Source organism: Allobosea sp. (assembly GCF_030695125.1).
Lineage (GTDB): Bacteria > Pseudomonadota > Alphaproteobacteria > Rhizobiales > Beijerinckiaceae > Allobosea.
This window is the reverse complement of sequence record NZ_JAUYTP010000016.1, coordinates 138,129-164,877: the sequence shown is the minus strand read 5'-3', so window position 1 is coordinate 164,877 and position 26,749 is coordinate 138,129. Positions and strand designations below refer to the sequence as shown.

Below are 26,749 nucleotides of genomic sequence, written 5' to 3'. Positions count from 1 at the left end.
CGCTGCGGTCCCTCAATATTGTTTTGTCATCGGGCCTGGCGCCGTCTCTCGAGGGAGCCAGTAGCTCGCCGCCGCCCGGTCGGGCCGAAGCGGGATCGGGCGCTTGCCGAGCGCGCGCATCAAAAGCCCTATAGGCGTCATGACGACGAAAAACATCAGCCCCATCACGAGTGGATTGACGATGGCGTGAAGCAGCAGTCCAAACCGAAACCACAATCGGTTCAACGGGTCCAGCGTTCGCGGCACGACCAGCGCGGCCAAACCGAAGACTGCTACGAAACCGGCCCAGACCGCCGCCCAAGCCCACGCGCCGCGCCACAGCGCAATGGTACACAAAACAGCGAAGAAGACGGCCATGACGAGGCCGAATTGCCGCGCGGAGCCGGGCGTGAGCTTGTCTTCGCGATGCAGCGACTCGCCAGCAAGCTGGCCGGAGAGCTTCTTTCTCGCGCCGGTTCCGGAAGGGCGTAACGTCAAGATAGCTCCTGACCGATCAAAGCCGATGACTTATAGGACACTGCTCGCCATGGCAATCGGCCGCCGCAGTCAGGTCGGAACTGAGCGGAGCTGGCGCAGATGAGGTTTAGGCGCGTTTGCATGGAATATTGGAGCGGATGGCGGGGACCGAATCCACACGGCCAACCGCAGCCAACCACCTTCCGGACTTAGACCGGCCAGATCCTATCGAATTTGCACTTGCGGCAACACCGGCGCTGGCACGCAAGTCACGCATCGCACCAAGCCGGTCTGTCGCCTGAGGCAGCGTCAGAACGCCACGCCGTGGCGGGCGAGTTCCGCGCGCAGGTCGATCGGCTCGACGAAATGCACGCCCTTCATGCCGACGCTGCGCGCCGCCTCGATGTTGCGGCCGCTGTCGTCGACAAAGATGCAGTCGGCCGCCGCCAACCCGTATCGCTGCAGCAGGATCCGGTAGATCTCCGGATCGGGTTTGATGACGCCCTCATGGGCCGAGACGACGACGCCGTCGAAGCTCTGCAGGAAGGGGAAGCGGATCAGGCACTCCGCCCATTTCTCGCGCGAGAAGTTGGTGATCCCGTAGACCTTCTCGCCGCGCTCCCGCAATTCCGCGAGCACGGCGACGCTGTCCTCGATGATGCCGGGCACGGCCTCGTGCCAGCGCTCGTCATAGGCCCGGATCTGGCTTTCCCATTCCGGGTGGGCGGCGACCAGCAATGCGACGCCCTCCTCCCAGCTGCGGCCGCGATCCTGCTCGAGGTTCCAGGCGGCGGTGCAGACATTCTGCATGAACCAGGCCCGTTTCTCGTCGTCGGGAATCATCTCGCGATAGACATGAACGGGATCCCAGCGGATCAGGACATTGCCGACATCGAAGACGACGGTGGGCATCTTGGCAGGCATGCTGAGGTTCCGGTGGGTTGAGGGTCCGATCGTTCGTCCGCCTTCGTTCACGCCCTTGTGTGCAGCGCGGCGAGACAGCGATGCGAAGTCTCGCGTATCCGAGGGGACAATTGCAATCGCGGAGAGCGACATGAGCTCATGGTTGCCATGGCTGGACCGGCAGGGGCGCGTCTCGGGCCTGCGCGCGGCGGCCTTTGCGCTTGTGCTGCTGCCCGCGCTGATCCTCGCCTATGAGGCCTGGGCCGGCCAGCTCGGTGCCAAGCCCTGGACACGCGCCGTTCACGACACCGGCACCTGGGCGGTGCGGCTGCTCCTGGTCACGCTTGCGATCTCGCCGCTACGGCGGGTGCTGGACTTTGGCAAGCTGCTGGGCATCCGGCGGATGCTGGGGCTGTCCGTGCTCGCCTATGCCGCCGCGCATCTGATCCTGTACTGCATCGATCTCGGCTGGGATGTGGGTCTGATCGTCTCGGAGATCGTCAAGCGCTTCTATCTGATCGTCGGCATCACCGCGCTGATCGGGCTTGTCGCGCTCGGCGCGACCTCGACGGACGGCATGATCCGGCGGATGGGCGCCAAGGCCTGGCAGCGCCTGCACATGCTGATTTACCCGATCGCCCTGCTCGGCCTGCTGCATTTCGCCCTGCAGTCGAAGATCGACGTCACCCAGCCGGTGCTGATGTCCGGGCTGTTTGCGCTGCTGATGGTCTATCGCGGGCTGGAGCGCTTCAAGATCGCACTGACGACGCCGGTGCTGGTCGCCGCCGCGCTGGGCACCGGGCTTGCCACCGCGCTCTCCGAAACCGCCTGGTATGCGTTTGCCACCGGCGCCTCGGCCTGGCTGGTGTTCCAGGCCAATGCCGACATTCTGGTCTATCAGGAGCTGGCTTCGATGCGGCCCGGCCATTGGGTTGCGCTCGTCGGGCTCGCGGTTGCGCTGGTCAGAGCCTTCAGGGGACGCCAAAAACCAGAGCCTCGCCGCGCGCGGGCCGGCGCGCCGGCCCAGGCCGTGTCCTGACCGCAGGGCCGCCCGCCGCGCAATCGCGGTTGGCAGGTGCGGCCTGAGGTTCTAACCCTATGACATGCCTGACGATCCCAATGCCCAGCCGATAGCCGACGTCGCCCAGGCTGAACTGGCCTCGGACGGCGTCGCGCCGGACCCGGAGCGCAATTCGCCGTTCCTGCCGCTGCGCCAGCCGATCTTCAGGGCGGTCTGGTTTGCCAGCCTCGCCTCGAATTTCGGCGGCCTCGTCCAGATGGTCGGCGCCTCCTGGATGATGACGGCGATCGCCGATTCGCCCGACATGGTCGCGCTCGTCCAGGCTTCGACGACCCTGCCGGTGATGCTGTTCTCGCTGGCGGCGGGCGCGATCTCCGACAATTACGACCGGCGCCGCATCATGCTGACCGCGCAGGGCTTCATGCTCTGCGTCTCGATCCTGCTGGCGCTTTCGGCCTGGCTGGATGTGATGACGCCCTGGCTCCTGCTCGGCTTCACCTTCCTGATCGGCTGCGGCACGGCCTTAAACAACCCGGCCTGGCAGTCCTCCGTCGGCGACATGGTGCCGCGCAAGGACGTGCCGGCGGCCGTGACGCTCAACAGCGTCGCTTTCAACATCGCCCGCAGCGTCGGCCCCGCCATCGGCGGCGCGATCGTGGCGGCGGCCGGCGCGGTCGCCGCCTTCGTCATCAACGCCTTCAGCTATATCGCCCTGATCACCGTGCTGGCGCGCTGGAAGCCGCCGCACGTCGAGCGCGTGCTGCCGCGCGAGACGCTGCTGATCGCGATGGGCGCCGGCGTGCGTTATGTCGCGATGTCGCCCAATATCCGCAGCGTCATCCTGCGTTCGTTCGCCTTCGGCTTCGGCGGAATCGTGGCGCTGGCCCTGCTGCCGCTGATCGCGCGCGACCTGGTCCAGGGCGGCCCGGTGGTGTTTGGCGTGCTGCTGGGGGCCTTCGGGGCGGGCGCGGTGATCGGCGCCTTCATGAGCGCGCGTCTGCGCCGCATGCTGACGACCGAGGCGCTGGTGCGCGCCACCTTCGCGGCTTACGCGACAGCCGCCGCGATCATCGGTGTCAGCACGACGATGTGGCTGACCATGCCGGCGCTGGCGGTGGCAGGCGCCTGCTGGGTTTTGACGCTCTCGACCTTCAACGCGACGGTGCAGCTCTCGGCGCCGCGCTGGGTCGTCGGCCGGGCTCTGGCGATCTACCAGATGGCGGCGTTCGGCGGGATGGCGGCGGGAAGCTGGGCCTGGGGCCAGGCGACGCTGCATTTTGGCCCCGAGCAGGCGCTGCTGCTCTCGGCCTTCGCGCTTCTGGCCGGCGCGGCGCTCGGCCTGCGCTACCAGTTGCCACCGCTGGAGGCGCTCAATCTTGATCCGCTCAGCCGCTGGCGCGAGCCCAAGGTCGCCGTCGATATCGAGCCGCGCAGCGGACCGGTGATCGTCACGATCGAATGGCTGATCCGCGAGGAGGACGTCGTCGAGTTTCTCAAGGCGATGGCGGAACGCCGCCGGATCCGCCGCCGCGACGGCGCCCGCCACTGGACGCTGCTGCGCGACCTGACGGACCCCGAGCTCTGGGTCGAGCGCTACGACACGCCGACCTGGGTCGAATATGTCCGCCAGGCGCAGCGGATGACGCTGGCCGACGCCGATATCGGCGAGCGCGTCAGGGCCCTGCACAAGGGGCCCAACCCGCCGGTCGTCCACCGCATGATCGAACGCGAGACCGCAACCCTGCCGCGCGGCCTACCCCCGCAGCATCCCCCTGAGTCGATGGGGCACGACAGCTGAGGCGGACGGCTTCAGCCGACGATCCAGAGCCCCGCCAGGCCAAACAGCCCGACGACGATCCGCCACCAGGCGAACAGCGCAAAGCCGCGCTTCGAGACGAAGTCGAGAAAGCTGCGCACCACGATCAGCGCGGCGACGAAGGCCGCGACGAAGCCGATGGCGATCAGCGTGACGTCGTCGAAGGTCAGCGTCTTGTAGCTCTTCAGCAGATCATAGGCGAAGGCGCCCGCCATGGTCGGCATCGCCAGGAAAAACGAGAACTCGGCGGCGGCGCGCTTGCTGGCGCCCATCAGCATGGCTCCGACGATGGTCGAGCCCGAGCGCGACACGCCCGGGATCATCGCCAGGCACTGGAACAGCCCGATCTTCAGGTACATCGACAGCGGGAACGTCGTGGCGTCCTGATGCTTTTCCTCCAGCTCGAGGTCGTCGACGACCAGCAGGACGAGGCCACCCGCGATCAGCGTGCAGCAGACGATGAAGGGGTTGAACAGCACGCCCTTTATGAAGCCGTGCAGCACAGCGCCGATCAGTGCGGCGGGCAGGAAGGCCACGAGCACGCCGATGACGAAGCGCCGTGCGGCGGGATCGCTGGGAATGCGCAAGGCGATGTCGAGCAGCCGGCGGAAATAGACCAGGGTGATGGCGAGGATCGCGCCGAGCTGGATCAGGACCTCGAAGGATTTGCCGTTGGATTCGAAGCCGAGGAAATGTCCGAGCAGCAGCAGATGGCCGGTCGACGACACCGGCAGGAACTCGGTCAAGCCCTCGACGATGCCGAGGATGAGCGCCTCGATCAGATTTTCCATGGACGGCTCTTTTCTCTCGGGGCGTGCGCGGCGTCGCTTAAACCCCGAGCAGCGATAAGCCCAGCTCTTTGCGAATTGGTTACCAAATCCCCAACCCGTTCACGGGGTTTTGCGCTCAATCTCGCCTGGCGGGTTGTGACGCCACGGTCGCCGTTTTATAGCGGGCGCCCGGCGCATATCGGCATGCGTTTGTCCGGCGGCCCTGCTTGCGCCCCACCTGCCTGTTTCAAGAGTGCCATGGCGACGCTGCATCATTATCCGCTATGCCCGCATTCCCGCTTCATCCGGCTCGTGCTCGGTGAGTTTGGTATGGACGCCACCCTGGTCGAGGAGCGCGTCTGGGAGCGCCGGCGCGAGTTCCTCGAACTCAATCCCGCGGGAACGACGCCGGTGTTTCGCGAGGAGAACGGGCTGTCGGTTCCCGGCGCCGGCCCGATCGCCGAATATCTCGACGAGACGCGTGGGCTGGCTCTGGCCGAGCGGCGCCTGCTGCCCGAAGGTCCCGGCGAGCGGGTCGAGGTTCGCCGCCTGCTCGACTGGTTTGGCCTGAAATTCAACGAGGAGATCACCGCTCCGCTCGTGCTGGAGAAGGTGATGAAGCGCTTCATGGCGCGCGACGAGGGCGGCGGCCCGCCGGAAATGAGCGCGATCCGCGCCGCGCGCGCCAATGTGCGCTATCATCTGCGCTACATCGCCTGGCTCACCGCCAAGCGGAACTGGCTGGCTGGCTCGGAACTGAGCTATGCCGATCTCGCCGCGGCGGCGCATCTCTCCTGCGTCGACTATCTCGGCGACGTGCCTTGGGAAGAGGACGAGGCGGCGCGCGCATGGTATGCGAGGATCAAGTCGAGGCCGAGCTTCCGGCCGCTGCTGAGCGACCGGATGCCGGGCATGGCGCCGAGCGCCCATTACGACAATCTGGACTTCTGAAGACCGAGCGCCTCAAGCAGGCGGTCATCGGGCGCGCCCTCAGCGAGGGCTTCTCCGTCGCGCGTGTCGCCTCCGTCGACGCCATTCCCGATGCGCCCGCCCGTCTCGCGGCCTGGCTGGCTCAGGACCATCATGGCGAGATGGGCTGGATGGAGGAGCGGACGGCGCAGCGCGCCGACCCGCGCCAGCTCTGGGCCGAAGCCAAATCGGTGGTGATGCTGGGCATGAGCTATGCCCCCGACAGCGACCCGCTGGCGATGCTGGGCCAGCCCGACAAGGCGGCGATTTCGCTTTATGCCCGCCGACGCGACTATCACGACGTCATCAAGGGCAAGCTGAAGAGCGTCGCCGGGCTCCTGGCGGCCCAGGGCGGCGTCGATGTGAAGGTCTTCGTCGACACCGCGCCGGTCATGGAGAAGCCGCTGGCACAGGCGGCGGGGCTCGGCTGGCAGGGCAAGCATACCGTCCTTGTCTCGCGCGAGCACGGCTCCTGGCTGTTCCTCGGGGCGATCTACACCACCGCTGATTTGCCCGTCGACGAGCCCGAAACAGACCATTGCGGCTCCTGCACGCGCTGCCTCGACATCTGCCCGACCGACGCCTTCCCGGCGCCCTACCAGCTCGATTCACGGCGCTGCATCGCCTATCTGACGATCGAGCATCCCGGCCATATCGACGCAGAGCTTCGGCCTGGGATCGGCAATCGCGTCTTCGGCTGCGACGACTGCCTCGCGGTGTGCCCCTGGAACAAGTTCGCGGAGGCCGCGCACGAGACGCGGCTGTCGCTGCGCGACGAGATCGAAGGGTTGCAGCTGACGGAGCTCGCCCGCCTTGACGACCCCGCCTTTCGCACGCTGTTTGCCGGCACGCCGGTGAAGCGCACCGGCCGCGACCGCTTCGTCCGCAACGTCCTGATCGCGATCGGCAACAGCGGCCGGCATGAGCTCGCATCGAGCGCGGTGTCTCTGCTCCGCGACTCCTCGCCGCTGGTGCGGGCGATGGCGGCCTGGGCGCTGATCCGGCTCGATCCGTCGCAGGGCCGTGCGCTTGCCGGCGAGGCGCTCGCGATGGAAAAGGATGAAGACGTGCGCCGCGAATGGCTCGCACTGAGGCCTGCACCGGAATTGCCCGCATGAAGCTCCTCATTCTCGGTGTCGGCTACTCGGCCGGCTTCTTCGCGCAGGCCGCCCTGGCCAAGGGCTGGCAGGTCACCGGCACGGTGCGCTCGACCGAGAAAGCGGAGCGCCTCGGGCGTGCCGGCCTCCGCATGCTGGTTTTCGACGGAACGACCGTCTCGCCCGCACTAAGCGCCGCCATTGCCGAGGCGGAGGCTGTGCTGGTTTCGGTGCAGCCGGGCGAGACCGGCGATCCAGCCTTCCAAACGCTCGGCCCGGCCCTGGAAGCGGCGCCGGCTTTGCGCTGGATCGGCTATCTCTCGACCATCGGCGTCTATGGCGACCATGGCGGCGCCTGGATCGACGAGACGACCGCGCCGATCGCCGGTTTCCGCTCGCAGGTCAGGCTCGGGATCGAGCGCGACTGGCTGGCGCTGGGCGCGCGGAGCGGCACGGCCGCGCAGATCTTCCGCCTCTCGGGGATCTACGGGCCCGGCCGCAACCCGATCGTGAAACTCCGGCAGGGCACGGCGACGCGTCTGGTCAAGCCCGGCCAGGTCTTCAACCGCATCCATGTTGACGACATCGCCGGCGTGCTGATGGCCTCAATCGCGGCGCCGCGGCCGGGCGCGGTCTACAACGTCACCGATGACGAGCCGGCTCCGCCGCAGGATGTCGTGGTCTTCGCAGCCCAACTCGCCGGCATCGAACCGCCGCCGGAGACGCCGTTCGATCCCGCGAAGCTGTCGCCCATGGCGGCGAGCTTCTATGGCGAGAACAAGCGGGTCTCGAATGCGCTGGTGAAGCGTGAGTTCGGCTACAGCTTCCGCTACCCGACCTATCGCGAGGCGCTGCCGGTTCTGCTGGCCGAAGGCGACTGACGCCCCCTCGCGTCACTCACGCCGCGTAACGCTGCCCCTCATCGCCGTAATAGGCGACGTAGCGCTGGTCGATGGCCGCCACGGGGAGGATCACCAGCACGTCGGTGGTACCGAACTGACGATCGACCACGGCGCCTGTGCCGAAGCGCGCGCCCAGCCGCAGATAGCCCTTGATCAAGGGCGGCATCTGCTTGAGCGCGAGCTTCGCATCGACCATCTGCGCCGGCAAACGATCCATCTCGACATGGTGGGCGCCATGGGCCGCCGCTCGCCATTCCCCCTGCGAACAGGCATGGTGGTGCAGGAAGCTCAGCGGCAAGGCGAGTTTGTCGGGGTCGGTGCCGTCGAAACTGGCGCAGCCGAACATCGCATCGATGCGGTGGTGGCGGATATAGGCCCAGATGCCGTGCCAGAGCAGCTCGACGGTCTTCTTGCTGCGATAGGGCTCGAGCACGCAGGAGCGGCCCAGTTCCAGGAACTGCTTGCCCGGATGACGCGCGATCATCGGCGCGAGATCGAACTCGCCCTGGGTGTAGAAGCCGCCGAGCCTGGTCGCGGCGCCCTGCCGCATCAGCCGGTAGGTCCCGACGATCTTCGGCTTCACGCCGCCGAAACGACCGCGCGCAGCATGGTCGATGACCAGGAGGTGGTCGCAGGCCGCATCGAAACGGTCGGCGTCGCGGCGGAACATGCGGGAGACCGCGTCGGGCTTGGCCGACATTTCCTGGTAGAACACGCGGTAGCGCAGGCGCTGCGCCCGCCAGATCTCGCTGGCGCCGCGCGCCAGCCTGACCTCGAGCGAGCCGCTGCGCCCGAGCGTCCCAGCCAGCGGATCGGGCGTCGCCGGCTGGCGGCCGAGGCGCCGGATGGTATCGCCACCCATCAGCATGAGCGGCGACAGCCGCGAGAACAACAGGCTGCCCGCCGCGCCATACCGAGCCGGCTCAACCGATTGTCCGGGGATGTCGGGTGCCATGCGCGTCTTGTCCCCCATGCCGCCTTAGCTGGCAACACGAAGTATTTGCGCCACGCATCTGACAAGTTCGCGACAGAACTGCGTCGAAGTGGTGACGCAGCGCTAGGCGGAGCGGCTGAGGCTCTGCGACCCGGCGACGCGGTCGAGCCAGCGCTGCAACGCGGCGCGCTCCAGCGGTTTGGCCAGGCAGTCATCCATGCCGGCGGCGAGCGCGGTCGCCCGGTCGCCCTCGGCGACATTGGCACTGACGGCGATCAGCGGCAGCGCGGCCTGCTCCGGGCAAGCGCGCTCCCTCTCCCGGACAGCGCGGGCCACCGCCAGGCCATCGAGCTCCGGCATGCGAATGTCGAGCAGGACCAGATCGAAGCGAGGGCCCGTGCCATCGAACGCGGCCTCGATGGCCGCGAGCGCCTGGCGCCCATCGTGAGCCCAGATCGCGGCACAGCCCAAGCGCTCCAGCGTGCGCGTCGCCAGAAGGGCGTTGATCTCGTTGTCCTCCGCCACCAGCACGGTGAGGCGCGGGCTCGCGGTCACCGACAGCCGCGCGCCCAGGACCTCGGGCGGCGACGCCATCGGCTCCGGCCGGGGCGACAGCCGCTCATAGAGCGAGCGGGCGCGGACCGGCTTGACCAGGAAACCGGTGAAACCGGCTTCACGCGGCGAGCCGAACTGCCGGCGCTCCAGCGGCGACAGCATGATCAGGCAGTCCGCCACGCCTCCGCTCCGCGCGGCGTTGGCAAGCGCGACGGCGGGTTGGCGACCGAACGCCTGGTCGATCAACGCAGCGTCCCATGGCGTTCCCGATTGCAGCAGTGCCAGGGCCGCCTCGGCATCGGCGGCGAGCGTGGCCCTGCCGCCCGCGGCCGCGATCGTCTCGCGCAGATAGCCGGCGGCGAAGGGCGCGCCCGAGACGACCAGCACGCGCTTGTCACCCCAGTCGGGCAAGGCGGGGGCGACCGCGTCGTCCGGCGCCGGCAAGGGCAGCACGACCCGGAACACCGAGCCACCACCGGGCCGGTCATCGACGCCGACGGACCCGCCCATCAGCATGGCGAGCCGGCGCACGATGGCGAGGCCCAGCCCCGTGCCTTCATGCCGGCGTGCCGGCGAATGGTCGGCCTGCTCGAACTCCTCGAAGATGGCCTGGCGCCGGCCCTGGGGAATGCCCGGGCCGGTGTCGACGACGTCGATCGCGATCATGCCATCATGGCGACCGATGCGGATGCCGACGCCGCCGGTTTCGGTGAACTTGATCGCGTTGCCGACGAGGTTGAGCAGGATCTGACGGAGCCTGTCGCGGTCGCCGACCAGATGGGTCGGCAGATCGGGTGCCAGCAAGGCGGCGAGCTCGAGGCCCTTGGCCTGGGCGCGCGGCGCCATCAGTTCGGACACGGCCTCGACGAGCAGGCCGAGATCGAACTGCTCGCTGGCGAGTTCGAGCTTGCCGGCCTCGACCTTGGCGAAGTCGAGAATGTCGTCGACGAGGCCAAGCAGCGCCTCGCCCGAGGTGCGCAGCGCGCGGACATAGGTCGCCTGCTCGGGATCGAGCCCGGTGTCGCCCAGCAGATCGGCCATGCCCAGGATCCCGTTGAGCGGCGTGCGGAATTCGTGGCTGACGGTGGCGAGGAAGCGCGATTTCGCGTCGTTGGCGCTCTCGGCGCGGGCGCGGGCCTCCACCAATTCCTGCTCGGCGGCGATGCGGGCGGTGATGTCGCGACCGACACGCTGCAGGACAGCGGTTCCCAGCGCGACCGGCACGACCGTCTCGACCCAGGAGATCCAGCGCTCGCCTTCGGGCGTCGCGAGGCATTCGTCGAAGACGCGCGCGCCGCCATCGAGCGCCAGAGCCGGCCGGGAGGCGACGACGTGCGGCTGGGCGGTGGAGCCGACGATCTCGGCCTCGTCACGCCCGAGCAGCGTCGCATAGGCGCCGTTGGCGTAGACGATGCGGGCGCCGTCCCGGCGCACGATCAGGTCGCCCTGCGCTTCGATCAGGCTGCGGTAATGCTCCTCGCTGTCGGCCAGCGTCCAGAGCCGGTCGTTCAACGCCTCAACGTCCCCGGCCAGTTCCGCCGCCTGGCGGACGATGCGATCGCGTTGGCGCAGCAGCATCAGCACTGCGACGCCTGCAAACAGCGCCAGCAGCACGACCGCACCAGCCGCAAAGGAGGATGACGAGAAATCCATGCCGCCACCCTAGCAAGGGCGCGTTGAAGAAAGGTTGGGCGAAAGCGCGAATGCGAGGGGTCGCTTGCGGCAAAGCGTTAACCAAACCCGGCCTGTCCGGACGCGCCTCAGGCCGCCTCAGGCCGCTTCAGGCTGCTTCAGGCTGCTTCAGGCTGCTTGGGCCATCTGGTCGCCGCGCGAACGATAGGACAGGGCCTCCGCCAGATGGATGCGGCCGATCTTCGCCTCGCCGTCGAGATCGGCCAGCGTGCGGGCGACCTTGAGCACGCGATGATAGGCGCGCGCGGTCAGGCGCATCGCATCGGCGGCCTCGCGCAGCAGGGTGAGCCCCGCATTGTCGGGCCTTGCGATCTCGTCGAGCACCTGGGCCGGGCATGCGGCGTTCGTGGCGATATGGGCCAGGCCCAAAGCCTCGAAACGCGCCGTCTGCAGCCGGCGCGCGGCCGCCACGCGGGCTGCGACCTGCGCCGAGCCCTCGCTTGCCGACGGCAGGATCAGATCGGAGGCTGTCACGGCGGGGACATCGATGGTGATGTCGATGCGGTCCAGCATCGGGCCGGAGATGCGGCCCTGGTACTGCGCCATGCAGCGCTCATTCTGCTGGCGCCGGCAGGCGAAGCCGGGCTCTGTCGCCTTGCCGCAGCGACACGGGTTCATCGCCGCGACGAGTTGGAAACGAGCCGGGTAGACGGCGCGGTGATTGGCCCGGGAGATCAGCACGTCGCCCGTTTCCATCGGCTGGCGCAGCGCGTCGAGCGCCTGGGCCTGGAACTCGGGCAGCTCGTCGAGGAATAGCACGCCATGATGGGCGAGCGAGACCTCGCCGGGCTTGGCCTGGAGACCGCCGCCGACGAGCGCCGCCATTGAGGCCGAGTGGTGGGGCGCACGGAAGGGCCGCCGATCGGTCAAGGCGCCGTCGGCGAGATGGCCCGCCACCGAGAGCACCATCGAGACCTCGAGCAGTTCGCGCGGGCTAAGTGGGGGCAGAATCGAGGGCAACCGGCTCGCCAGCATCGACTTGCCGGCACCGGGGGGCCCGTTCATCAGGAGATTATGACCGCCGGCAGCGGCGATCTCCAGCACGCGCTTGGCGCTTTCCTGGCCCTTGATGTCGGCAAGATCGGGCAGCGGACCGGATTGGCGCGCGACCGCGGGCTCGGGCCGCGCCATCACCTGCGTGCCCTTGAAATGGTTGGCGAGCTGGATCAGCGAGCGCGGCGCAAGAATGTCGATATCGGCCGCGGCCCAAGCGGCTTCCGGACCCGAGGGATGAGGGCAAATGAGTCCCTGCCCCCGGCCATAGGCCGCGATCGCAGCCGGCAGAACGCCGGCAACCGCCGTGATCGAGCCGTCGAGCGCGAGTTCGCCCAGCACGGTGTAGCCCGCCAGCGCATCAGTGGGGATCGCGCCGATCGCCGCCATCACCGCGAGCGCGATCGGGAGATCGTAATGGCTGCCCTCCTTGGGGAGGTCGGCCGGGGCGAGGTTGACCGTGATGCGCTTGGCCGGCAGGGCCAGGCCCGAGGCGATCAGCGCGGCGCGCACCCGCTCCTTGCTCTCGCCCACCGCCTTGTCGGGCAGCCCGACCAGAATGAACGCGACGCCGCCGGGCGTGACCTGGACCTGGACATCGACGGCGCGCGCCTCGATGCCCTCGAACGCCACCGTCGCGACCCGCGTCACCATCAGCGCCACCCCATGCCCGCGGGAAGGCTAGCTCAGCTTCAGGTGCGACGCAAGAACAGATCGGGAACCTACACTGCGGCTGGCACCGCCCGTCTGGCCGCGACCTGACGCAGCAGCACCGGCGCGGCAATGACGAGGCCGATCAGAACGCTGGTCGGCGTCGCCAGGATCATCGGCAACGCGGCCAGGGCAATGACGAGGCGCTCCCACATCCGCAGCGGCGCCAGGAACCAGCCGGCGAAGGCCGCCGAGAGCAGGGTGATGCTGGCGATGCAGGAGGCGGTCGAGCCGACGAGCTCGGTCCAAGTGAAGCCAGGCGCCATGATCAGCATCGAGGGCGAGAACACGAAGACGAAGGGCACGAGAACCTTGCCGAGCGCCAGCCGGAATGCCGTGTTGCCGGTCTTGAACGGATCGGCACCCGCCATGCTCGCGCCTGCATAGGCGGCGATCGCGACCGGCGGGGTGATGTCGGCGAGAACGCCGTAATAGAACACGAAGAAATGCGCCACGAGCGGGTTGACCCCGAGCATGCCGAGCGCGGGCGCCGCCACGGTGACCATGATGATGTAGTTGGCCGTGGTCGGCACGCCGCAGCCGAGCAGAATGCAGACCAGGCCGGTCAGCACGAGCGTGAAGAACAGCGTCGCGCTCTTGAGTTCGAAGGGGAAGAACGGGATCAGGTCGGAGACGCCGCGCGCCCATTGATCAGCCAGCGAGGTGACGATCCAGGAGATCTTGAAGCCGACGCCGGTCAAGGTCACCACGCCGACGATGATGCCGACGGTCGCCGCCGCCGCGCCGACACCGATGGCGTATTTCGCGCCGAGGATGAAGGCGTCGATCATGTCGTCGACGCGCTTGCGGCCTTCCGTCGACTTCATCAGCACGCCATGGGCCATGACCAGGAAGGCGGCCGCCGTAAAGGCGAAGTTGACACCGGGCACGCGCAGGAACTCGGTCGGCGCGGCCAGCCCGATCGCCAGCGCGAAGACCATGGCCGAGGCGGCGCGGTGATGCGCGAGGCCAACGAGCATGCAGCCGGTGATGCCCCAGAAGGCGGCGAGATAGGGGGTGTAGCCGGTGAACAGCACCATGATCAGCGCAAACAGCGGCGCGATCGTCGGCCAGTCGCGGGCGAAGACCTCGGAGAGCTTCGGCGCATCGGCATCGGTCATGCCGCCCATGCCGGTCTTGCGAGCCTCGAAATGCACCTGCATCAGCACGCCGTAGAAATGCATGAAGGCCGGGATGATCGCGGCGATGATGATGGTCGCGTAGGGCAGGTTGAGGAACTCGACCATCAGGAAGGCGGCGGCGCCCATGATCGGCGGCGTGATCTGGCCGCCCGTCGCTGCGGTCGATTCCACGGCCGCCGCGAAGTGGCGCTTGTAGCCGAGGCGGATCATCATCGGGATCGTCAGCGAGCCCACGGTCACGGTGTTGGCGACCGACGAGCCCGAGATCATGCCAAACAGCGCCGAGCCGAAGATCGAGACCTTGGCCGGCCCGCCGGCATAGCGGCCTGCCACCGCCGCGGCGACGCCGAGGAAGAGCCGGCCCAGCCCGATGCGGGTGGCAAGCACGCCAAACAGCACGAAGTGGAAGACGTAAGTGGCGACGACGCCGAGCGCGACGCCATAGACGCCCTGGCTGGTGAGATAGAGATGGTTGATCAGGTTCGACCAGGTCGAGCCCGGATGCAGGAAGATGCCGGGAAACCAGTTGCCGAAGATCGCATATGTCATGGCGAAGAGCGCGATCATCGGCAGGCCCCAGCCGATGGCGCGGCGCGTCGCCTCGATCATCAGGATGATGGTGATCGACCCCATCACCACGTCGAGCGTCGAGGGGTTGCCGATCCGGAAGACCATGTCCTCGAAGATCCAGGGGACATAAAGGCTGGAGACCGCCACCGCGAGCGCGAAGATCCAGTCATAGAGCGGCACGCCGCCGGGGCTCCAGAGCGAAGAGTCGTGGACCGTGCGACCCTGGCTCTTGCGGGCCGAGAAGACCAGGAAGATCAGCCCGAGCACGAAGGCGAGGTGGATGCCGCGATGCGTCGTCTCGCGCATCAGGCCAAAGCCGGCGGTGTAGTAATGGAAGGCCGAGAGCGCGAGCAAAAGCCCACCAACGAGCAGCGCGGTGCCGTGCGGCACCTTGCGGAACTGCATCTCGGGATCGAGTTCTTCCTCGAGCTTGGCGAGTTCGGCGGCGGAAGGCTGGCTGGTCATGGGGATGGTCCGCTTGTTGGGGCATCAATACACGCGCGCCGTCATCCCGGGCGGAGCCCTCGGGTCCGATCTTCGATCGGCCCAAGGATGAACTCCGCGGAGACCCGGGATCCATGCCGGAGCGGTTCAGGCATGGATCCCGGATCAGCGCCGCTTCGCGGCTTTTCCGGGATGACGGCGCGCTTGGTGTTAGCGGTTGGTGCCTGCTTACTTCAGCAGGCCGGCTTCCTTGTAGAAGCGCTCGGCACCAGGATGCAGCGGCACGCCCAGCAGGCCGTTGAGCGCGGTCGCCTTCTGGATCGCCTTGCCCTTGGCGTGGCCGGAATCGAGCGCGGCGCGGGCCTTGTCGCTCCAGAGCGCCTTGGTGACGGCATAGACGGTATCGGCCGAGATCTTGGACGAGGTCACCCAATGGGCGCCGACCGCCACTGTCTTGACCGCTCCGACGTCCTTGTAGGTGCCGGCGGGAATCTCGTCGACGGCGAAGAAGGGGAAGTCCTTGGCGAGCTTCTCGGCCGCCGGGCCGGTGATCGGCAGGATGTCGATGCCCGAGCCGGTGGAGGCGAGCTCGGAGATCGCTGCCGCCGGGAAGCCGCCGGTGAAGAAGAAGGCATCGACCGAGCCGTCCTTCATCTTCTCCGCGGCCTGGTTGGGCTTGAGATATTCGGGGGTGATGTCCTTTTCGCCGATGCCGAAGGCGGCCAGGATCGCCTTGGCGTTGAGCAGCGTGCCGGAGCCGGGCTCGTCGAGCGAGACCTTCTTGCCCTTGAGGTCGGCGACGCTCTTCACATTGGAGGCCTTGCGCACGACGAGATGGACGCTCTCGGGGTAGAGATTGGCGATCGAGCGCAGATCGGTGACCTTGGGCTTGCCCTCGAACACGCCCGTGCCGGAATAGGCCCAGAAGGCGACATCGGCCTGGACGAAGCCCGATTCAGCCGCGCCGCCGACGATGGCGTTGACGTTGGCGACGGAGCCGTTGCTGGCGACGGCGGTCGAAATCAGCTGCGGCGGCGACGAGATCGCGTTCGCGATCAGACCGCCGATCGGATAATAGGTGCCGGCCGTGCCGCCCGTACCGATGCGGAAGAAGGCGGGGGCCTGGGCGAGCCCCATGCCGGCAGCGAGTGCAACACCGCCGAGGGCCAGGCCGGCTGCGACGAAAATCCTACGCGTCTTCATGTCTGACACTCCCATTGAAAGCCGGAGTGTTCAGGGCTTTGGCCGCGGGATCAAGGCCATGCCTGGCAATCCCCCAGCGTTTCGTCAGCCGACCGCGCAATATCGTGGCTTTTTTGCGATTTGAGCCCGACGGTCGGCGCGGGGGCGGATCCAGGACCGGCGCCGTGGCGCTCCGCCGCCCTCACTTGCTCGCTTTGGCCTCGCCCGAGATCCGGTCCGTCCAGGCCATCAGCACGCCGGACACGACAAAAACCACATGCACCACGACATACCACATCAGGTCGCGGTCGCTGGTGCCCTTCACGTTCATGAAGGCCTTGAGCAGCTGGATCGCCGAAATCGCGACAATGCAGGAGATCAGCTTGAGCTTGAGGCCCGAGAAATCGATCTGCGACATCCAGGCCGGCCAGTTGCGGCTGGTCCCGATATCGATCTTGGCGACGAAATTCTCGTAACCCGAGAAGATCACGATCACGATCAGCGAGCCGGTGAAGGTGAGATCGATCAGCGCGAGCACGCCAAGGATAACCTCGGCCTCGGTCGCGGTCAGCACATGGCTGATGAAATGCCAGGCCTCCTGCAGCGCCTTGATCAGCAGCCCCGCCAGGGTGACGACCAGCAGCAGGTAGAAGGGCGCGAGCAGCCAGCGGCTTGCCGACAGAACCGTGCCAAGGCCCCGCTCGGCGGGGCCGGCGCGATAGACCGTCTCGCCGTCGTCAGCCTTTTCGCCCACCATTGCCGCCCCCCATTCCCTGTGCCGGTCCGCATCTGGCATGCCCCTCCCGATGCGGCAAGGCGTCCCGGCTATTGCGCCGCGACGCCGACGCCGATCGGACAGGAGACGCCCGTGCCGCCGAGGCCGCAGTAGCCGGCCGGGTTCTTGGCGAGATATTGCTGGTGGTAGTCCTCGGCGTCATAGAAGGCAGGCGCGTCCACGATCTCGGTGGTGATCGGGCCGTAGCCGCGCTGCTGCAGCGCCTGCTGGTAATCCGCCCTGGACCGCTCGGCGACGGCGCGCTGCGCCTCATCCTGCAGATAGATGCCGGAGCGATACTGCGTGCCGACATCATTGCCCTGGCGCATGCCCTGCGTCGGGTCGTGGCTTTCCCAGAAGGTTTTGAGCAGGCTCTCATAAGGCAGGACCGCCGGGTCGAAGACGACTTTCACGACTTCGTTATGGCCAGTGCGGCCCGAGCAGACCTCCTCATAGGTCGGGTTGGGCGTGAAGCCCGCGGTGTAGCCGACGGCGGTGATCCAGACGCCCTCGCCCATCTGCCAGAATTTGCGCTCCGCGCCCCAGAAACAGCCCAACCCGAAGACCGCCACCTGCAGGCCGTCCGGATAGGGGCCGGCCAGCGGCCGCTTGTTGAGAAAATGCCGCTCGGCGGTCGCGATCGGGCCGGCGCGGCCTGGGAGCGCCTCATGGGCCTCGGGGAGGGCCGTCTTCTTGCGCTGGAAGAACATGTCGAGCTCCGTAGCTGGTTGCGGACCCCGATATAGGCATCCCCCCGCGCTGGCGACAGGCGCGCGCGGCGCTCAGCCGCTTCACCGTCGCGTGACGATGCCGATTTCGGGATCGGGCGCGGCGCCGAGTTTCAGCAGCAGGAACCCGAGCAGCAGTGCGAGGAGCGCAGCCGGCGAAAGCAGCAGGTTGATCAGCACAGGGTCCCACAACCAGGCCGGCAGGTTGCGCTCGACCAGGGGCTGGAGGGCCTCGCTGCGGAACCCCGTCAGCGTCGTCAGCGCCAGGCTCACCGGTGTGTAGTGCAGGCCGGAATTGGCGATCGAGCGGGCGCCGTCGATCACGAGCGAGACGAAGCCGGCTGCGACGAGCAGATAGCCGAGAAGCCGCAGCAGGAACCGCACCATCCGTTCTCCCGACCGACCCGCCGCCCGATCGACGGGTTCGCGCCCTCCATGCGATGGCCGACGGGGCGAACCGCCTCGCTTGTGGCCATCGATCTCTCCCCCGATTTGCCCCTTCGCCCTGCGCTTTGCAACCACGGCCAAACCCGATTTCGCCCGATCTGTCGATCGTCGACAGATCGCCCTTGAAAGAAGCCGGCTCGGCGGTCATAAGCAGCGCGCCGGACAGGTGGCCGAGTGGTTGAAGGCGCACGCCTGGAAAGTGTGTATGCGGGAAACCGTATCGAGGGTTCGAATCCCTCCCTGTCCGCCACACCTCATCTTTCCAGTCCATCGCGCGATATCGTGCGGTTCCGCTCATCTGCGGCGTGTTGATGTATGGCGGTGTCTTCGGCCTGCCGGTCGCCACCACGACGAACTAGGGCGGTGTGCCGCTCTCCTTCATGCTCTCCTTCGTCGGGCTGGCGCTGGGTTTCCCGCTCGGCGTGGCACTGGCACTGGCACGCAGCTCCAAGCTGCCGGCGATCCAGGTCATCGCCATCATCTTCATAAAGGTCGTCCGCGGCGTGCCGCTGGTCTCGATCCTGTTCATGGCCTCGGTGATGCTGCCGCTGTTCATGCCGGACGGGCTGACGGTCGACAAATTGCTGCAGGCGCAGATCGCGATCATCATCTTCGCTGGCGCCTCTATCGCGGAAACGGTGCGTGCCTCGCTGCGCGACACGAACTGGCAGGGCATCGCCGTGATCGAGGGCTATGTTTTCGCGGCACTGGTCTATGCCGTGTTCAGTTACGCGATCGGTTCCTACAGCCGCTACCTCGAACGCCGGCTGAAGACCGACCACGAACGCAGCGCGCCCGGCGGGGGACGGGGGCCGCAAGGTCGCCGCCTTTGCTTTTCGGATAGGCGGCGGCGGCCGTCTCGCCTAGATACGGGGCACGCCTTCGGGCGTGGCGCGTCGCGGACATTCCTCCGGGCGCCTTGCGCATGGATCTCCGGATGCCCACCGCCCCTTCCCCCGCCCTGCCGACCGCCGACGCCTTCGACCTCCTCGTGATCGGCGCCTCCTATGCGGGGCTCGCGATTGCCGCGGCCGCCCGCGAGGCCGGCTTTGCCGGCCGCATTGCGCTGGCGGGCGACGAGGCCGAGCTGCCCTATCAGCGGCCGCCGCTGTCGAAGGGTTTCCTGCTCGGCAAGGCCGGAGCCCATCTGCCGCTGAAGGCGGCCTCCTTCTTTGCCGAGGCCGGCATCGCCTTCCTGCCGCGCCGCCATGCGGTGACGCTCGACCGCGAGGCTCGACAGGTACACTTCGCGGACGGCTCGGTGCTGGGATACGGGCAGCTCGCACTCGCGACCGGCGCGCGGGCAGCGGTGCTGCGCTGTGAGGGCGCCGCTCTGGACGGCGTTCTCGCCCTGCGCTCAGTCGACGACGCGCATTCGCTCAACGCGCGGCTCGCGGCGGCGCAGGCGATCGTGATCATCGGCGGCGGCTTCATCGGGCTCGAGGTCGCATCGGCGGCTGTCACGCTGGGCAAACAGGTCACGGTGGTCGAGGCCGGGTCGCGGCTGATCGGCCACGCCGTCGCGCCAGAAATCTCCGCCTATATGCAGGGCGTGCATCAGCGTCAGGGTGTCGCCATCCGCCTCGACACGCGCGTCGAGCGCATCGAGGGCGAGGGCGGCAAGGTGACGGCGGTCCTCTGTGCAGACGGTTCGCGCCTGCCCTGCGATCTCGTGCTGGCGGCGGTCGGGGCCGTGCCCAATGTCGAGATGGCCGCGACTGCTGGGCTCGCGCTCGATGACGGGATCGCGGTCGACGCCTTCGGGCGGACCTCCGACCCGCTAATCTTCGCGGCCGGCGACTGCACCAGCCACCCGAATGTCCATGCGCGGCGGCGCCTGCGGCTGAGTTCGGTGCAGAACGCCAATGATCAGGGCCGCGTCGTCGGCGCGACAATCGCCGGCCGGGCGGAGCCCCATGCCGCCGTGCCCTGGTTCTGGTCGGACCAGTACGACGTCAAGCTGCAGATGGTCGGCATCGGCGTTCCGGGTGGCACCACCGTGCTGCGCGGCTCGCCGGCCGAGGGGCGCTTTTCTCTGTTTCGCTACGATGGCGAGCGGCTTGCGGCGATCGAGAGCATCAACCGGCCGGCCGACCATATGATGGGCCGGCGCCTGATCGCGGCCGGCGTCTCGCCGACGCCGGAGCAGGCGGGCGACCCCGCCTTCGACCTGCGCTCGCTGGCCTGACCACCCAAGGCGGGTAGGCGCCGGCCCAGCCTTGAAAATGCCGCTTGCAAGGCAGGCGGAATGGGAGTGGCATGCCGCAAGGGCAGACGAGCCCTTGCGATGGAGACGACCATGTTGAGGAATGCCATCCTTGCCGGCGCTGCCCTGTTGGCGTTGACGGCCCTGCCGATCACTCCCGCGGCGGCCCTGACGATGAAGGAATGCAGCGCCAAATATCAGGACGCCAAGAAGGCCAACACGCTGAAGGGCCAGAAATGGAACGACTTCCGCAAGGCCCAGTGCGCCGATGACGACGCCGACGAGGCCGAGGCCGCCGCTGCCGTGAGCGAGCCGGCCAAGCCGGCCGTGACGCCCGCCAGCGCCCCGGCGACCACGGCGGCCAAACCCGCCGCGACGGCGAAGGCGAAGCCCGCCGTGTTCCCGAAGGCGGTGGCGTCGAAATACAACGACCTCACGGCCGGCAAGGCACGCCTCAAGACCTGCGCCGACCAGTACAACGCCAACAAGACCGCCAACGCCAATGGCGAGCTGAAGTGGATCGAGAAGGGCGGCGGCTACTGGAGCCAGTGCAACGCCAAGCTGAAGGGCTGATTGGGCGGCAGCGGGCTCCGAACCAGCACCGTCATCCCGGGCTTGCCCCGGGATCCATCGGAGGGCTCCGGCGCCCTATGATGGATCCCGGATCTCCGCTTCGCTGCGTCCGGGCTGACGGCGCGGATGGCCCCACGATCTGAGCGTGCAGTCAGCCCGCGAGCGAGGCCCGCGCATGACGGTATTCGGCCAGCAGACGCGCGCCCAGCTCGGCTGTGGTTGGCACGTCCTCGATCGCGCCGACGCCCTGGCCGGCCGACCAGATCGTCTTCCAGACCTTGGCCTCGTTGCCGAGATCGAGCTTGCCGTGGGAGACCAGATTGTCGGGGTCGAGCCCCGCGGCCTGGATGCTCTCGCGCATGAAGTTGGCGTTCACGCCGCTGATGGCCGGCGTGTAGAGGATGTCGGCGGCCTGGCTGCGCAGCAGCATCGCCTTGTATTCGGGGTCCGCCATGCTCTCGGTCGTGGCGATGAAGCGCGTACCGAGATAGGCAAGATCGGCGCCCATCATCTGCGCGGCTGCGATCTGGGCGCCTGTCGAGATCGCACCCGCCAGCACGATCGTGCCGGCAAAGAAACGCCGGATCTCTGAGACCAGCGCGAAGGGGCTCATCGTGCCGGCATGGCCGCCGGCGCCGGCCGCGACCGCAATGATGCCGTCGACGCCGGCCTCGGCCGCCTTCTGGGCATGGCGCAGGCTGATGACGTCGTGGAAGACCAGTCCCCCATAGCCATGCACGGCCTTGACCAGATCGGGCACCGCGCCAAGCGAGGTGATGACGAGCGGCACCTTGTGCTTGGCCGTGATCGCCAGATCCGCCTCCAGCCGCGGATTGGAGCGGTGGACGATGAGGTTGACGCCGAAAGGCGCGGCATCGGGCACATCCGCGAGGCGCCCCTCGATCTCGGTCAGCCAGGCGGCGTAGCCCTCGCTCGTGCGCTGGTTCAGCGCCGGGAAGGTGCCGAGGATGCCGGCCTTGCAGGTCTCGACCACGAGATCGGGGCCCGAGACGAGGAACATCGGAGAGGCGATGGCGGGCAGGCGCAGGCGCCCGGCAAGCGAGGCAGGTAGCGGCACGGTCTTACATCTCCCCAGCTTCGGTTTCTTGACCCCGGTCGTATCAGCGCGCGCGCGCGCGGGAAACCCGTTGCAGAGCGAGGATGCACCCGGGGAGCTTGCCAAACGCCGCAGGCTGCGCGAGTGCGGATATGACAGGCCGACAGAAGCCGGCCGAGCCTTGGGAGACCGACGTGAGCAACCCGAACCAGCGCGATTTCGAACTCCCCGGCCGTTCCGTGGTGATGGGCCGGCGCGGCATGGCCGCGACCTCCCACCCGACCGCGACGCTCACCGCGATCAATATCCTCCAGGCCGGTGGCAATGCGATCGACGCGGCGGTCGCCGCCTGCGCCGTGCAATGCGTGGTCGAGCCGGGCTCGACCGGCATCGGCGGCGACTGCTTCGTGCTGATGGCTCAGGGCGGCAGCGACAACGTCCTCGCCTATGACGGCTCGGGCCGCGCGCCGGCTGCGGCGACGCTCGACTGGTATCGGGAGCAGGGCTTCAGCGAGATTCCGCGCCAGTCCCCCCATGCGGTGACGATTCCGGGCTCCGTCGAGGCCTGGGCGACGCTGGTCAAGGACCATGGCCGCCTGCCGCTGGCGCAGCTCCTGCAGCCGGCGATCGATCTGGCGCGGGACGGCTATGTGGTGGCGCCGCGCGCCGCCGCCGACTGGGCCGGACAGGCCGCGCTGATGGCGAAGGACGAGCCGACCGCGCGCGTCTTCCTGCCCGGCGGCCGGGCGCCGCTGGCCGGCGAGATCCACCACCAGCGCGAGCTTGCCGCGACGCTGCAGGCCATCGCCGAGAACGGGGCGAGCGCCTTCTATGAGGGAGAGATCGCGCAGGACATGGTCGACCGGCTGCGCGAGCTCGGTGGCCTGCATACGCTCGAGGATTTCCGCGAGGCCAAGGGCGGTTACGTCACGCCGATCCGTACCCGCTTCCGCGGCCATGACGTGTTCGAGTGCCCGCCCGCCGGTCAGGGCGTGATCGCGCTGATGATCCTCAACATTCTCTCGGGCTTCGAGCCGGGCGACGACCCGCTCTCCGCCGATCGGCTGCATGTCGAGATCGAGGCGTCCCGGCTCGCCTATTCGGTGCGCGATGCGGTGCTGGCCGACCCGAGCCAGAGCAAGGTCCCACTCGACTGGCTGCTCTCGGAGGAGCTGGCGGCGCAGCTGCGCAGCCAGATCGACCTGAAGCAGGCGATCAAGGAGCTGCCGAGCTTCGCGCCCACCGAGGTGGAGCATGCCGACACCGTCTATATCAGCGTCGTCGACGGCGACGGGATGGCGGTGAGCTTCATCAACTCGGTGTTCCACCCCTTCGGCGCGGCGCTCGTTGCGCCCAAGAGCGGCGTGCTGCTGCAGAACCGCGGCCAGGGCTTCGTGCTCAAGGCCGGCCACCCCAACGCCATCGCGCCGCGCAAGCGCCCGCTGCACACGATCATCCCCGGCATGATGCTGCGCGACGGCAAGGTCTGCCTCTCCTTCGGCGTGATGGGCGGCCACTATCAGGCGATGGGCCACGCCCATCTGGTCAGCAAGCTGCTGGATTACGGGCTCGACCTGCAGACCGCGATCTCGCTGCCGCGCGTCTTCCCGCGACCGGGGCAGGTTGCGATCGAGGCTGAGAAGACCCTGCCGGCGGCGGTGAAGGCCGAGCTGGAGCGGCGCGGCTTCACCTTCACCGCGCCGGGCGCGGCGATCGGCGGCGGCCAGGCGATCGCGATCGATCCCGTCACGGGCGTGCTGTCGGCCGGCTCCGACCACCGCAAGGATGGTTGCGCGCTGGGCTGGTGAGTTTGGCGCTCACCATGATCAGGCCGTCATCCCGGGCGACCGCAGGAAGACCCGGGATCCATGCCGGAACCGTGCCGGAATGGATCCCGGATCGGCGCCGCTAACGCGGCTTGTCCGGGATGACCCGCGTTTGGAGCGGAACCGGGAGAGCGTTGCCGCTCAGTCGTCCATCTTCAGCGCGGCGATGAAGGCTTCCTGCGGGATCTCGACGCGGCCGAACTGCCGCATCTTCTTCTTGCCTTCCTTCTGCTTGTCCAGAAGCTTGCGCTTGCGCGAGGCGTCGCCGCCATAGCACTTGGCGGTGACGTCTTTGCGCAGGGCGCGGATGGTCTCGCGGGCGATGATCTTGCCGCCGATCGCCGCCTGGACGGGGATCTGGAACATGTGCGGCGGGATCAGATCCTTGAGCTTCTCGCACATGGCGCGGCCGCGGGAATCGGCGCGCGAGCGGTGGACCAGCATCGAGAGCGCATCGACCGGCTCGGCATTGACCAGCACCGACATGCGCACGAGGTCGCCCTCGCGGTAGTCGGTGATGGCGTAGTCGAAGGAGGCGTAGCCCTTCGAGATCGACTTCAGCCGGTCGTAGAAATCGAACACGACCTCGTTCAGCGGCAGGTCGTAGACGACCTTGGCGCGCGCGCCGACATAGGACAGGTCGGTCTGGACGCCGCGGCGGTCCTGGCAGAGCTTCAGGACCGAGCCGAGATACTCGTCGGGGGTGAAGATCGTCGCCTTGATCCAGGGCTCCTCGATCGTCTCGATCTTCATCACGTCGGGCATGTCGGCGGGATTGTGCAGTTCCAGCACCGTGCCGTCGCGCAGGTTGAGACGGTAGACGACCGATGGCGCGGTCGAGATCAGGTTGAGGTTGAACTCGCGCTCCAGCCGCTCCTGGATGATCTCGAGATGCAGCAGGCCGAGGAAGCCGCAGCGGAAGCCGAAGCCCAGCGCAGCCGACGTTTCCATCTCGTAGGAGAACGAGGCGTCGTTCAGGCGCAGGCGGCTCATCGCGGCGCGCAACGTCTCGAATTCCGCAGCGTCGACCGGGAAGATGCCGCAGAACACCACCGGCTGCACCGGCTTGAAGCCTGGCAGGGCCTGGGGCGTCTGGCGCTTCTCGTCGGTGATGGTGTCGCCGACCGCGGTGTCGGCGACCTCCTTGATCGAGGCGGTGAAGAAGCCGACCTCGCCGGGGCCGAGTTCCTTGACCTCGGTCATCTTCGGCTTGAACACACCGACACGGTCGACGCCATAGGCGGCGTTGGCGCGCATCATCCGGATGGTCATGTTCTTCTTGAGCACGCCGTCGATGACGCGCACGAGCACGACGACGCCGAGATAGGCATCATACCAGCTATCGACGAGCAGGCATTTCAGCGGGGCCTCGCTGTCGCCCTTGGGGGCCGGCAGCTTCTGGACGATGGCCTCCAGCACGCCCTCGATGTTGATCCCGGTCTTGGCCGAGATCGCGACGGCCTCGGAGGCGTCGAGGCCGATCACGTCCTCGATCTGCTGCTTGATGCGCTCGGGCTCGGCGGCGGGCAGGTCGATCTTGTTGAGGACGGTGACGATCTCGTGGCCGGCGTCGAGCGCCTGATAGACGTTGGCGAGCGTCTGCGCCTCGACACCCTGCGAGGCGTCGACGACGAGCAGCGAGCCCTCGCAGGCCGCTAGCGAGCGCGAGACCTCATAGGCGAAGTCGACATGGCCGGGCGTGTCCATCAGGTTCAGGATGTAATCCTTGCCGTCCTGCGCGCGATAATCGAGCCGGACGGTCTGCGCCTTGATGGTGATGCCGCGCTCTTTCTCGATATCCATCGAGTCGAGCATCTGCTCGCTCATGTCGCGCGCCGCCACCGTGCCGGTGGTCTGGATCAACCGGTCGGCCAGCGTCGACTTGCCGTGGTCGATATGGGCCACGATCGAGAAGTTGCGGATGTTGTCGAAGGACTTCGTGCTCATGCGCGGGCCATAGCAGCGAAGCTTCATCCCGCCAAGGGTTTGCGGCGTCGCGGATTTGGGGCGTGGGCGGCTATTGCGCCGCGGCCATCTGCGGCTCGTGGGCGGCCGGCTGCCGCGCCCAGGTCAGTGTGCGGTAGTCGAAGCCGGCCTCCAGCGTCGGCTTGACCACGGCGAAATAGGGCGAGATGTCGAAATCGCGCGGCATGTAGAGCGAATGGTGGCGGATATGCAGGATTTCCTCGAAATCCGCCTCGTCCATCGCCTGCGCATATTCGATCGTCGGCAGCACGGGATAGCGCGCCGCCTCAAAAGCCTGGGCGATCAGGGTCGAGCAGATCGCCCGCGTCGGATCGCCAGAGCCGAGCGCAATCATGCGCCGGCGCCAGGATTTCGGCGCCCAGGGCAAGGGAATCAGCCAGCGCATCAGATCGAGGATGTTCTTGAGATCGTACTGGCTGCCGAGCCGGCCGAGCACATAATCGACGACGATGTCGCGGCCTTCCGGATCGAGCGCCTGGGGCCGGCAGATGCGGGTGCCAAAGGCGCCGTATTTGGAGAGCGGCGAGAGCACGCAGCCGACATCCATCTCGACCTCGGCCAGCACCAGCGGCTCGCCCTCGTCGGTGAACTGACCAGTGTCGCCGACATAGAGCGCCGCATGCGACCAGGTTGATTGCGTCAGGTATTTGATCGCGGCCGAGACCTTCATGCTGCCTTCGACGAGGAGGACGTCCCCGGGCTGCAACGCCGCCTGCAGCCGCGCGAGCGCCCTGGCGTCCGCCGGGCGTGGTTCCGGCCTGCCGCGGGTGATGAAACCGACGACGGAGCGCCCAAGCCATTCGAGACCGCGATTCATCGCCGTTCCCTTCGGTCGTTTCCCCTCGACCAGCGCCCTTTCGGGCGTCGTTTCAGACATTGAAGCGGAAACCCCTGAGTTTTTGGCAAAGGCGGCGCCGGTCGCGGCGACAAGCTGCAAATGTGGTGAAATTGGCGTTGACGCCGCTTGCCCGAGGCTGGCCAGCCGCCGGCAGAG

23 protein-coding genes and 1 tRNA gene are annotated in these 26,749 nt (G+C 67.7%); 10 read left to right on the top strand and 14 right to left on the bottom strand.

The annotated features are described in order from the left end of the window. Positions 1 to 12 precede the first annotated feature (12 nt). Both Q8S38_RS04145 and Q8S38_RS04140 read right to left on the bottom strand, forming a co-directional pair. On the bottom strand, positions 13 to 477 hold the full coding sequence (locus Q8S38_RS04145; RefSeq protein ID WP_305679157.1) for an SxtJ family membrane protein: 465 nt from the start codon (positions 475 to 477) through the stop codon (positions 13 to 15). Positions 478 to 765: 288 nt separating this feature from the next. Next, on the bottom strand, positions 766 to 1,380 hold the full coding sequence (locus Q8S38_RS04140; protein ID WP_305679156.1) for an HAD family hydrolase: 615 nt from the start codon (positions 1,378 to 1,380) through the stop codon (positions 766 to 768). A 130-nt stretch (positions 1,381 to 1,510) separates the two neighbouring features. On the opposite strand from Q8S38_RS04140, the gene Q8S38_RS04135 reads away from it, so the two are divergent. Both Q8S38_RS04135 and Q8S38_RS04130 read left to right on the top strand, forming a co-directional pair. Then, on the top strand, positions 1,511 to 2,398 hold the full coding sequence (locus tag Q8S38_RS04135) for a protein-methionine-sulfoxide reductase heme-binding subunit MsrQ (protein ID WP_305679155.1): 888 nt from the start codon (positions 1,511 to 1,513) through the stop codon (positions 2,396 to 2,398). Positions 2,399 to 2,462: 64 nt separating this feature from the next. Continuing rightward, positions 2,463 to 4,178, top strand: coding sequence for an MFS transporter (locus tag Q8S38_RS04130; RefSeq protein ID WP_305679154.1), 1,716 nt, complete (start codon positions 2,463 to 2,465; stop codon positions 4,176 to 4,178). 11 nt (positions 4,179 to 4,189) lie between these two features. On the opposite strand, the gene Q8S38_RS04125 is transcribed toward Q8S38_RS04130, so the two are convergent. Then, on the bottom strand, positions 4,190 to 4,987 hold the full coding sequence (locus tag Q8S38_RS04125; RefSeq protein ID WP_305679153.1) for an undecaprenyl-diphosphate phosphatase: 798 nt from the start codon (positions 4,985 to 4,987) through the stop codon (positions 4,190 to 4,192). A 237-nt stretch (positions 4,988 to 5,224) separates the two neighbouring features. On the opposite strand from Q8S38_RS04125, the gene Q8S38_RS04120 reads away from it, so the two are divergent. Genes Q8S38_RS04120 through Q8S38_RS04110 form a run of 3 tightly spaced genes read left to right on the top strand, consistent with a single transcriptional unit; the run spans position 5,225 to position 7,913 of the window. Beyond that, positions 5,225 to 5,917 carry a glutathione S-transferase family protein gene (locus tag Q8S38_RS04120; RefSeq protein WP_305679152.1) on the top strand — a complete coding sequence of 231 codons (693 nt, stop codon included), beginning with the start codon at positions 5,225 to 5,227 and terminating at the stop codon, positions 5,915 to 5,917. Next, the gene (gene queG / locus Q8S38_RS04115) at positions 5,815 to 7,053 is read left to right on the top strand and encodes a tRNA epoxyqueuosine(34) reductase QueG (RefSeq protein ID WP_305679151.1); all 1,239 of its coding nucleotides are present in this window, start codon (positions 5,815 to 5,817) and stop codon (positions 7,051 to 7,053) included. The genes Q8S38_RS04120 and queG overlap by 103 nt, the downstream gene beginning before the upstream one ends. Next, positions 7,050 to 7,913 carry an SDR family oxidoreductase gene (locus Q8S38_RS04110; RefSeq protein ID WP_305679150.1) on the top strand — a complete coding sequence of 288 codons (864 nt, stop codon included), beginning with the start codon at positions 7,050 to 7,052 and terminating at the stop codon, positions 7,911 to 7,913. Before queG ends, Q8S38_RS04110 begins: the two co-directional genes overlap by 4 nt. A gap of 16 nt (positions 7,914 to 7,929) precedes the next feature. On the opposite strand, the gene olsB is transcribed toward Q8S38_RS04110, so the two are convergent. The 8 genes from olsB to Q8S38_RS04070 form a co-directional block, all read right to left on the bottom strand. Continuing rightward, entirely contained in the window at positions 7,930 to 8,889 is a 960-nt protein-coding gene (gene olsB / locus Q8S38_RS04105; RefSeq protein ID WP_305679149.1) for a l-ornithine N(alpha)-acyltransferase, read from the bottom strand. 102 nt (positions 8,890 to 8,991) lie between these two features. Beyond that, positions 8,992 to 11,076 (bottom strand): ATP-binding protein, encoded by a 2,085-nt coding sequence (locus tag Q8S38_RS04100; protein WP_305679148.1) that lies wholly within the window; start codon positions 11,074 to 11,076, stop codon positions 8,992 to 8,994. A 147-nt stretch (positions 11,077 to 11,223) separates the two neighbouring features. Next, positions 11,224 to 12,762 (bottom strand): YifB family Mg chelatase-like AAA ATPase, encoded by a 1,539-nt coding sequence (locus Q8S38_RS04095; protein ID WP_305679147.1) that lies wholly within the window; start codon positions 12,760 to 12,762, stop codon positions 11,224 to 11,226. Positions 12,763 to 12,830: 68 nt separating this feature from the next. After that, positions 12,831 to 14,996, bottom strand: coding sequence for a TRAP transporter permease (locus Q8S38_RS04090; RefSeq protein ID WP_305679146.1), 2,166 nt, complete (start codon positions 14,994 to 14,996; stop codon positions 12,831 to 12,833). Positions 14,997 to 15,203: 207 nt separating this feature from the next. Next, complete coding sequence (locus Q8S38_RS04085) at positions 15,204 to 16,178, bottom strand: TAXI family TRAP transporter solute-binding subunit (protein ID WP_305679145.1); 975 nt, start codon at positions 16,176 to 16,178, stop codon at positions 15,204 to 15,206. A 181-nt stretch (positions 16,179 to 16,359) separates the two neighbouring features. Further along, the gene (locus tag Q8S38_RS04080; RefSeq protein WP_305679144.1) at positions 16,360 to 16,914 is read right to left on the bottom strand and encodes a TIGR00645 family protein; all 555 of its coding nucleotides are present in this window, start codon (positions 16,912 to 16,914) and stop codon (positions 16,360 to 16,362) included. 68 nt (positions 16,915 to 16,982) lie between these two features. Further along, positions 16,983 to 17,642: a peptide-methionine (S)-S-oxide reductase MsrA gene (gene msrA, locus Q8S38_RS04075; RefSeq protein ID WP_305679143.1), complete on the bottom strand. Its 660-nt coding sequence runs from the start codon at positions 17,640 to 17,642 to the stop codon at positions 16,983 to 16,985. Between the two features lie 81 nt (positions 17,643 to 17,723). Continuing rightward, positions 17,724 to 18,047, bottom strand: coding sequence for a PetM family of cytochrome b6f complex subunit 7 (locus Q8S38_RS04070; RefSeq protein WP_305679142.1), 324 nt, complete (start codon positions 18,045 to 18,047; stop codon positions 17,724 to 17,726). Between the two features lie 220 nt (positions 18,048 to 18,267). Here Q8S38_RS04070 and Q8S38_RS04065 point away from each other — a divergent pair. The 4 genes from Q8S38_RS04065 to Q8S38_RS04050 all read left to right on the top strand — a co-directional run bounded on the left by Q8S38_RS04065 (position 18,268) and on the right by Q8S38_RS04050 (position 20,886). Continuing rightward, positions 18,268 to 18,357, top strand: a tRNA-Ser gene (locus Q8S38_RS04065). Positions 18,358 to 18,472: 115 nt separating this feature from the next. Beyond that, entirely contained in the window at positions 18,473 to 19,102 is a 630-nt protein-coding gene (locus Q8S38_RS04060) for an ABC transporter permease subunit (RefSeq protein WP_305679141.1), read from the top strand. Continuing rightward, complete coding sequence (locus tag Q8S38_RS04055) at positions 19,045 to 20,295, top strand: NAD(P)/FAD-dependent oxidoreductase (protein WP_305679140.1); 1,251 nt, start codon at positions 19,045 to 19,047, stop codon at positions 20,293 to 20,295. Before Q8S38_RS04060 ends, Q8S38_RS04055 begins: the two co-directional genes overlap by 58 nt. Positions 20,296 to 20,406: 111 nt before the next feature. Next, the gene (locus tag Q8S38_RS04050; RefSeq protein WP_305679139.1) at positions 20,407 to 20,886 is read left to right on the top strand and encodes a hypothetical protein; all 480 of its coding nucleotides are present in this window, start codon (positions 20,407 to 20,409) and stop codon (positions 20,884 to 20,886) included. A gap of 151 nt (positions 20,887 to 21,037) precedes the next feature. On the opposite strand, the gene Q8S38_RS04045 is transcribed toward Q8S38_RS04050, so the two are convergent. Beyond that, a complete protein-coding gene (locus Q8S38_RS04045; protein WP_305679138.1) occupies positions 21,038 to 21,964 on the bottom strand; it encodes an NAD(P)H-dependent flavin oxidoreductase in 927 nt (308 codons plus the stop codon). 224 nt (positions 21,965 to 22,188) lie between these two features. On the opposite strand from Q8S38_RS04045, the gene ggt reads away from it, so the two are divergent. Continuing rightward, positions 22,189 to 23,751: a gamma-glutamyltransferase gene (gene ggt, locus Q8S38_RS04040; protein ID WP_305679371.1), complete on the top strand. Its 1,563-nt coding sequence runs from the start codon at positions 22,189 to 22,191 to the stop codon at positions 23,749 to 23,751. A gap of 159 nt (positions 23,752 to 23,910) precedes the next feature. On the opposite strand, the gene lepA is transcribed toward ggt, so the two are convergent. Beyond that, complete coding sequence (lepA, locus tag Q8S38_RS04035) at positions 23,911 to 25,716, bottom strand: translation elongation factor 4 (protein ID WP_305679137.1); 1,806 nt, start codon at positions 25,714 to 25,716, stop codon at positions 23,911 to 23,913. 70 nt (positions 25,717 to 25,786) lie between these two features. Next, entirely contained in the window at positions 25,787 to 26,572 is a 786-nt protein-coding gene (locus Q8S38_RS04030) for a C40 family peptidase (RefSeq protein ID WP_305679136.1), read from the bottom strand. Positions 26,573 to 26,749: the final 177 nt, after the last annotated feature.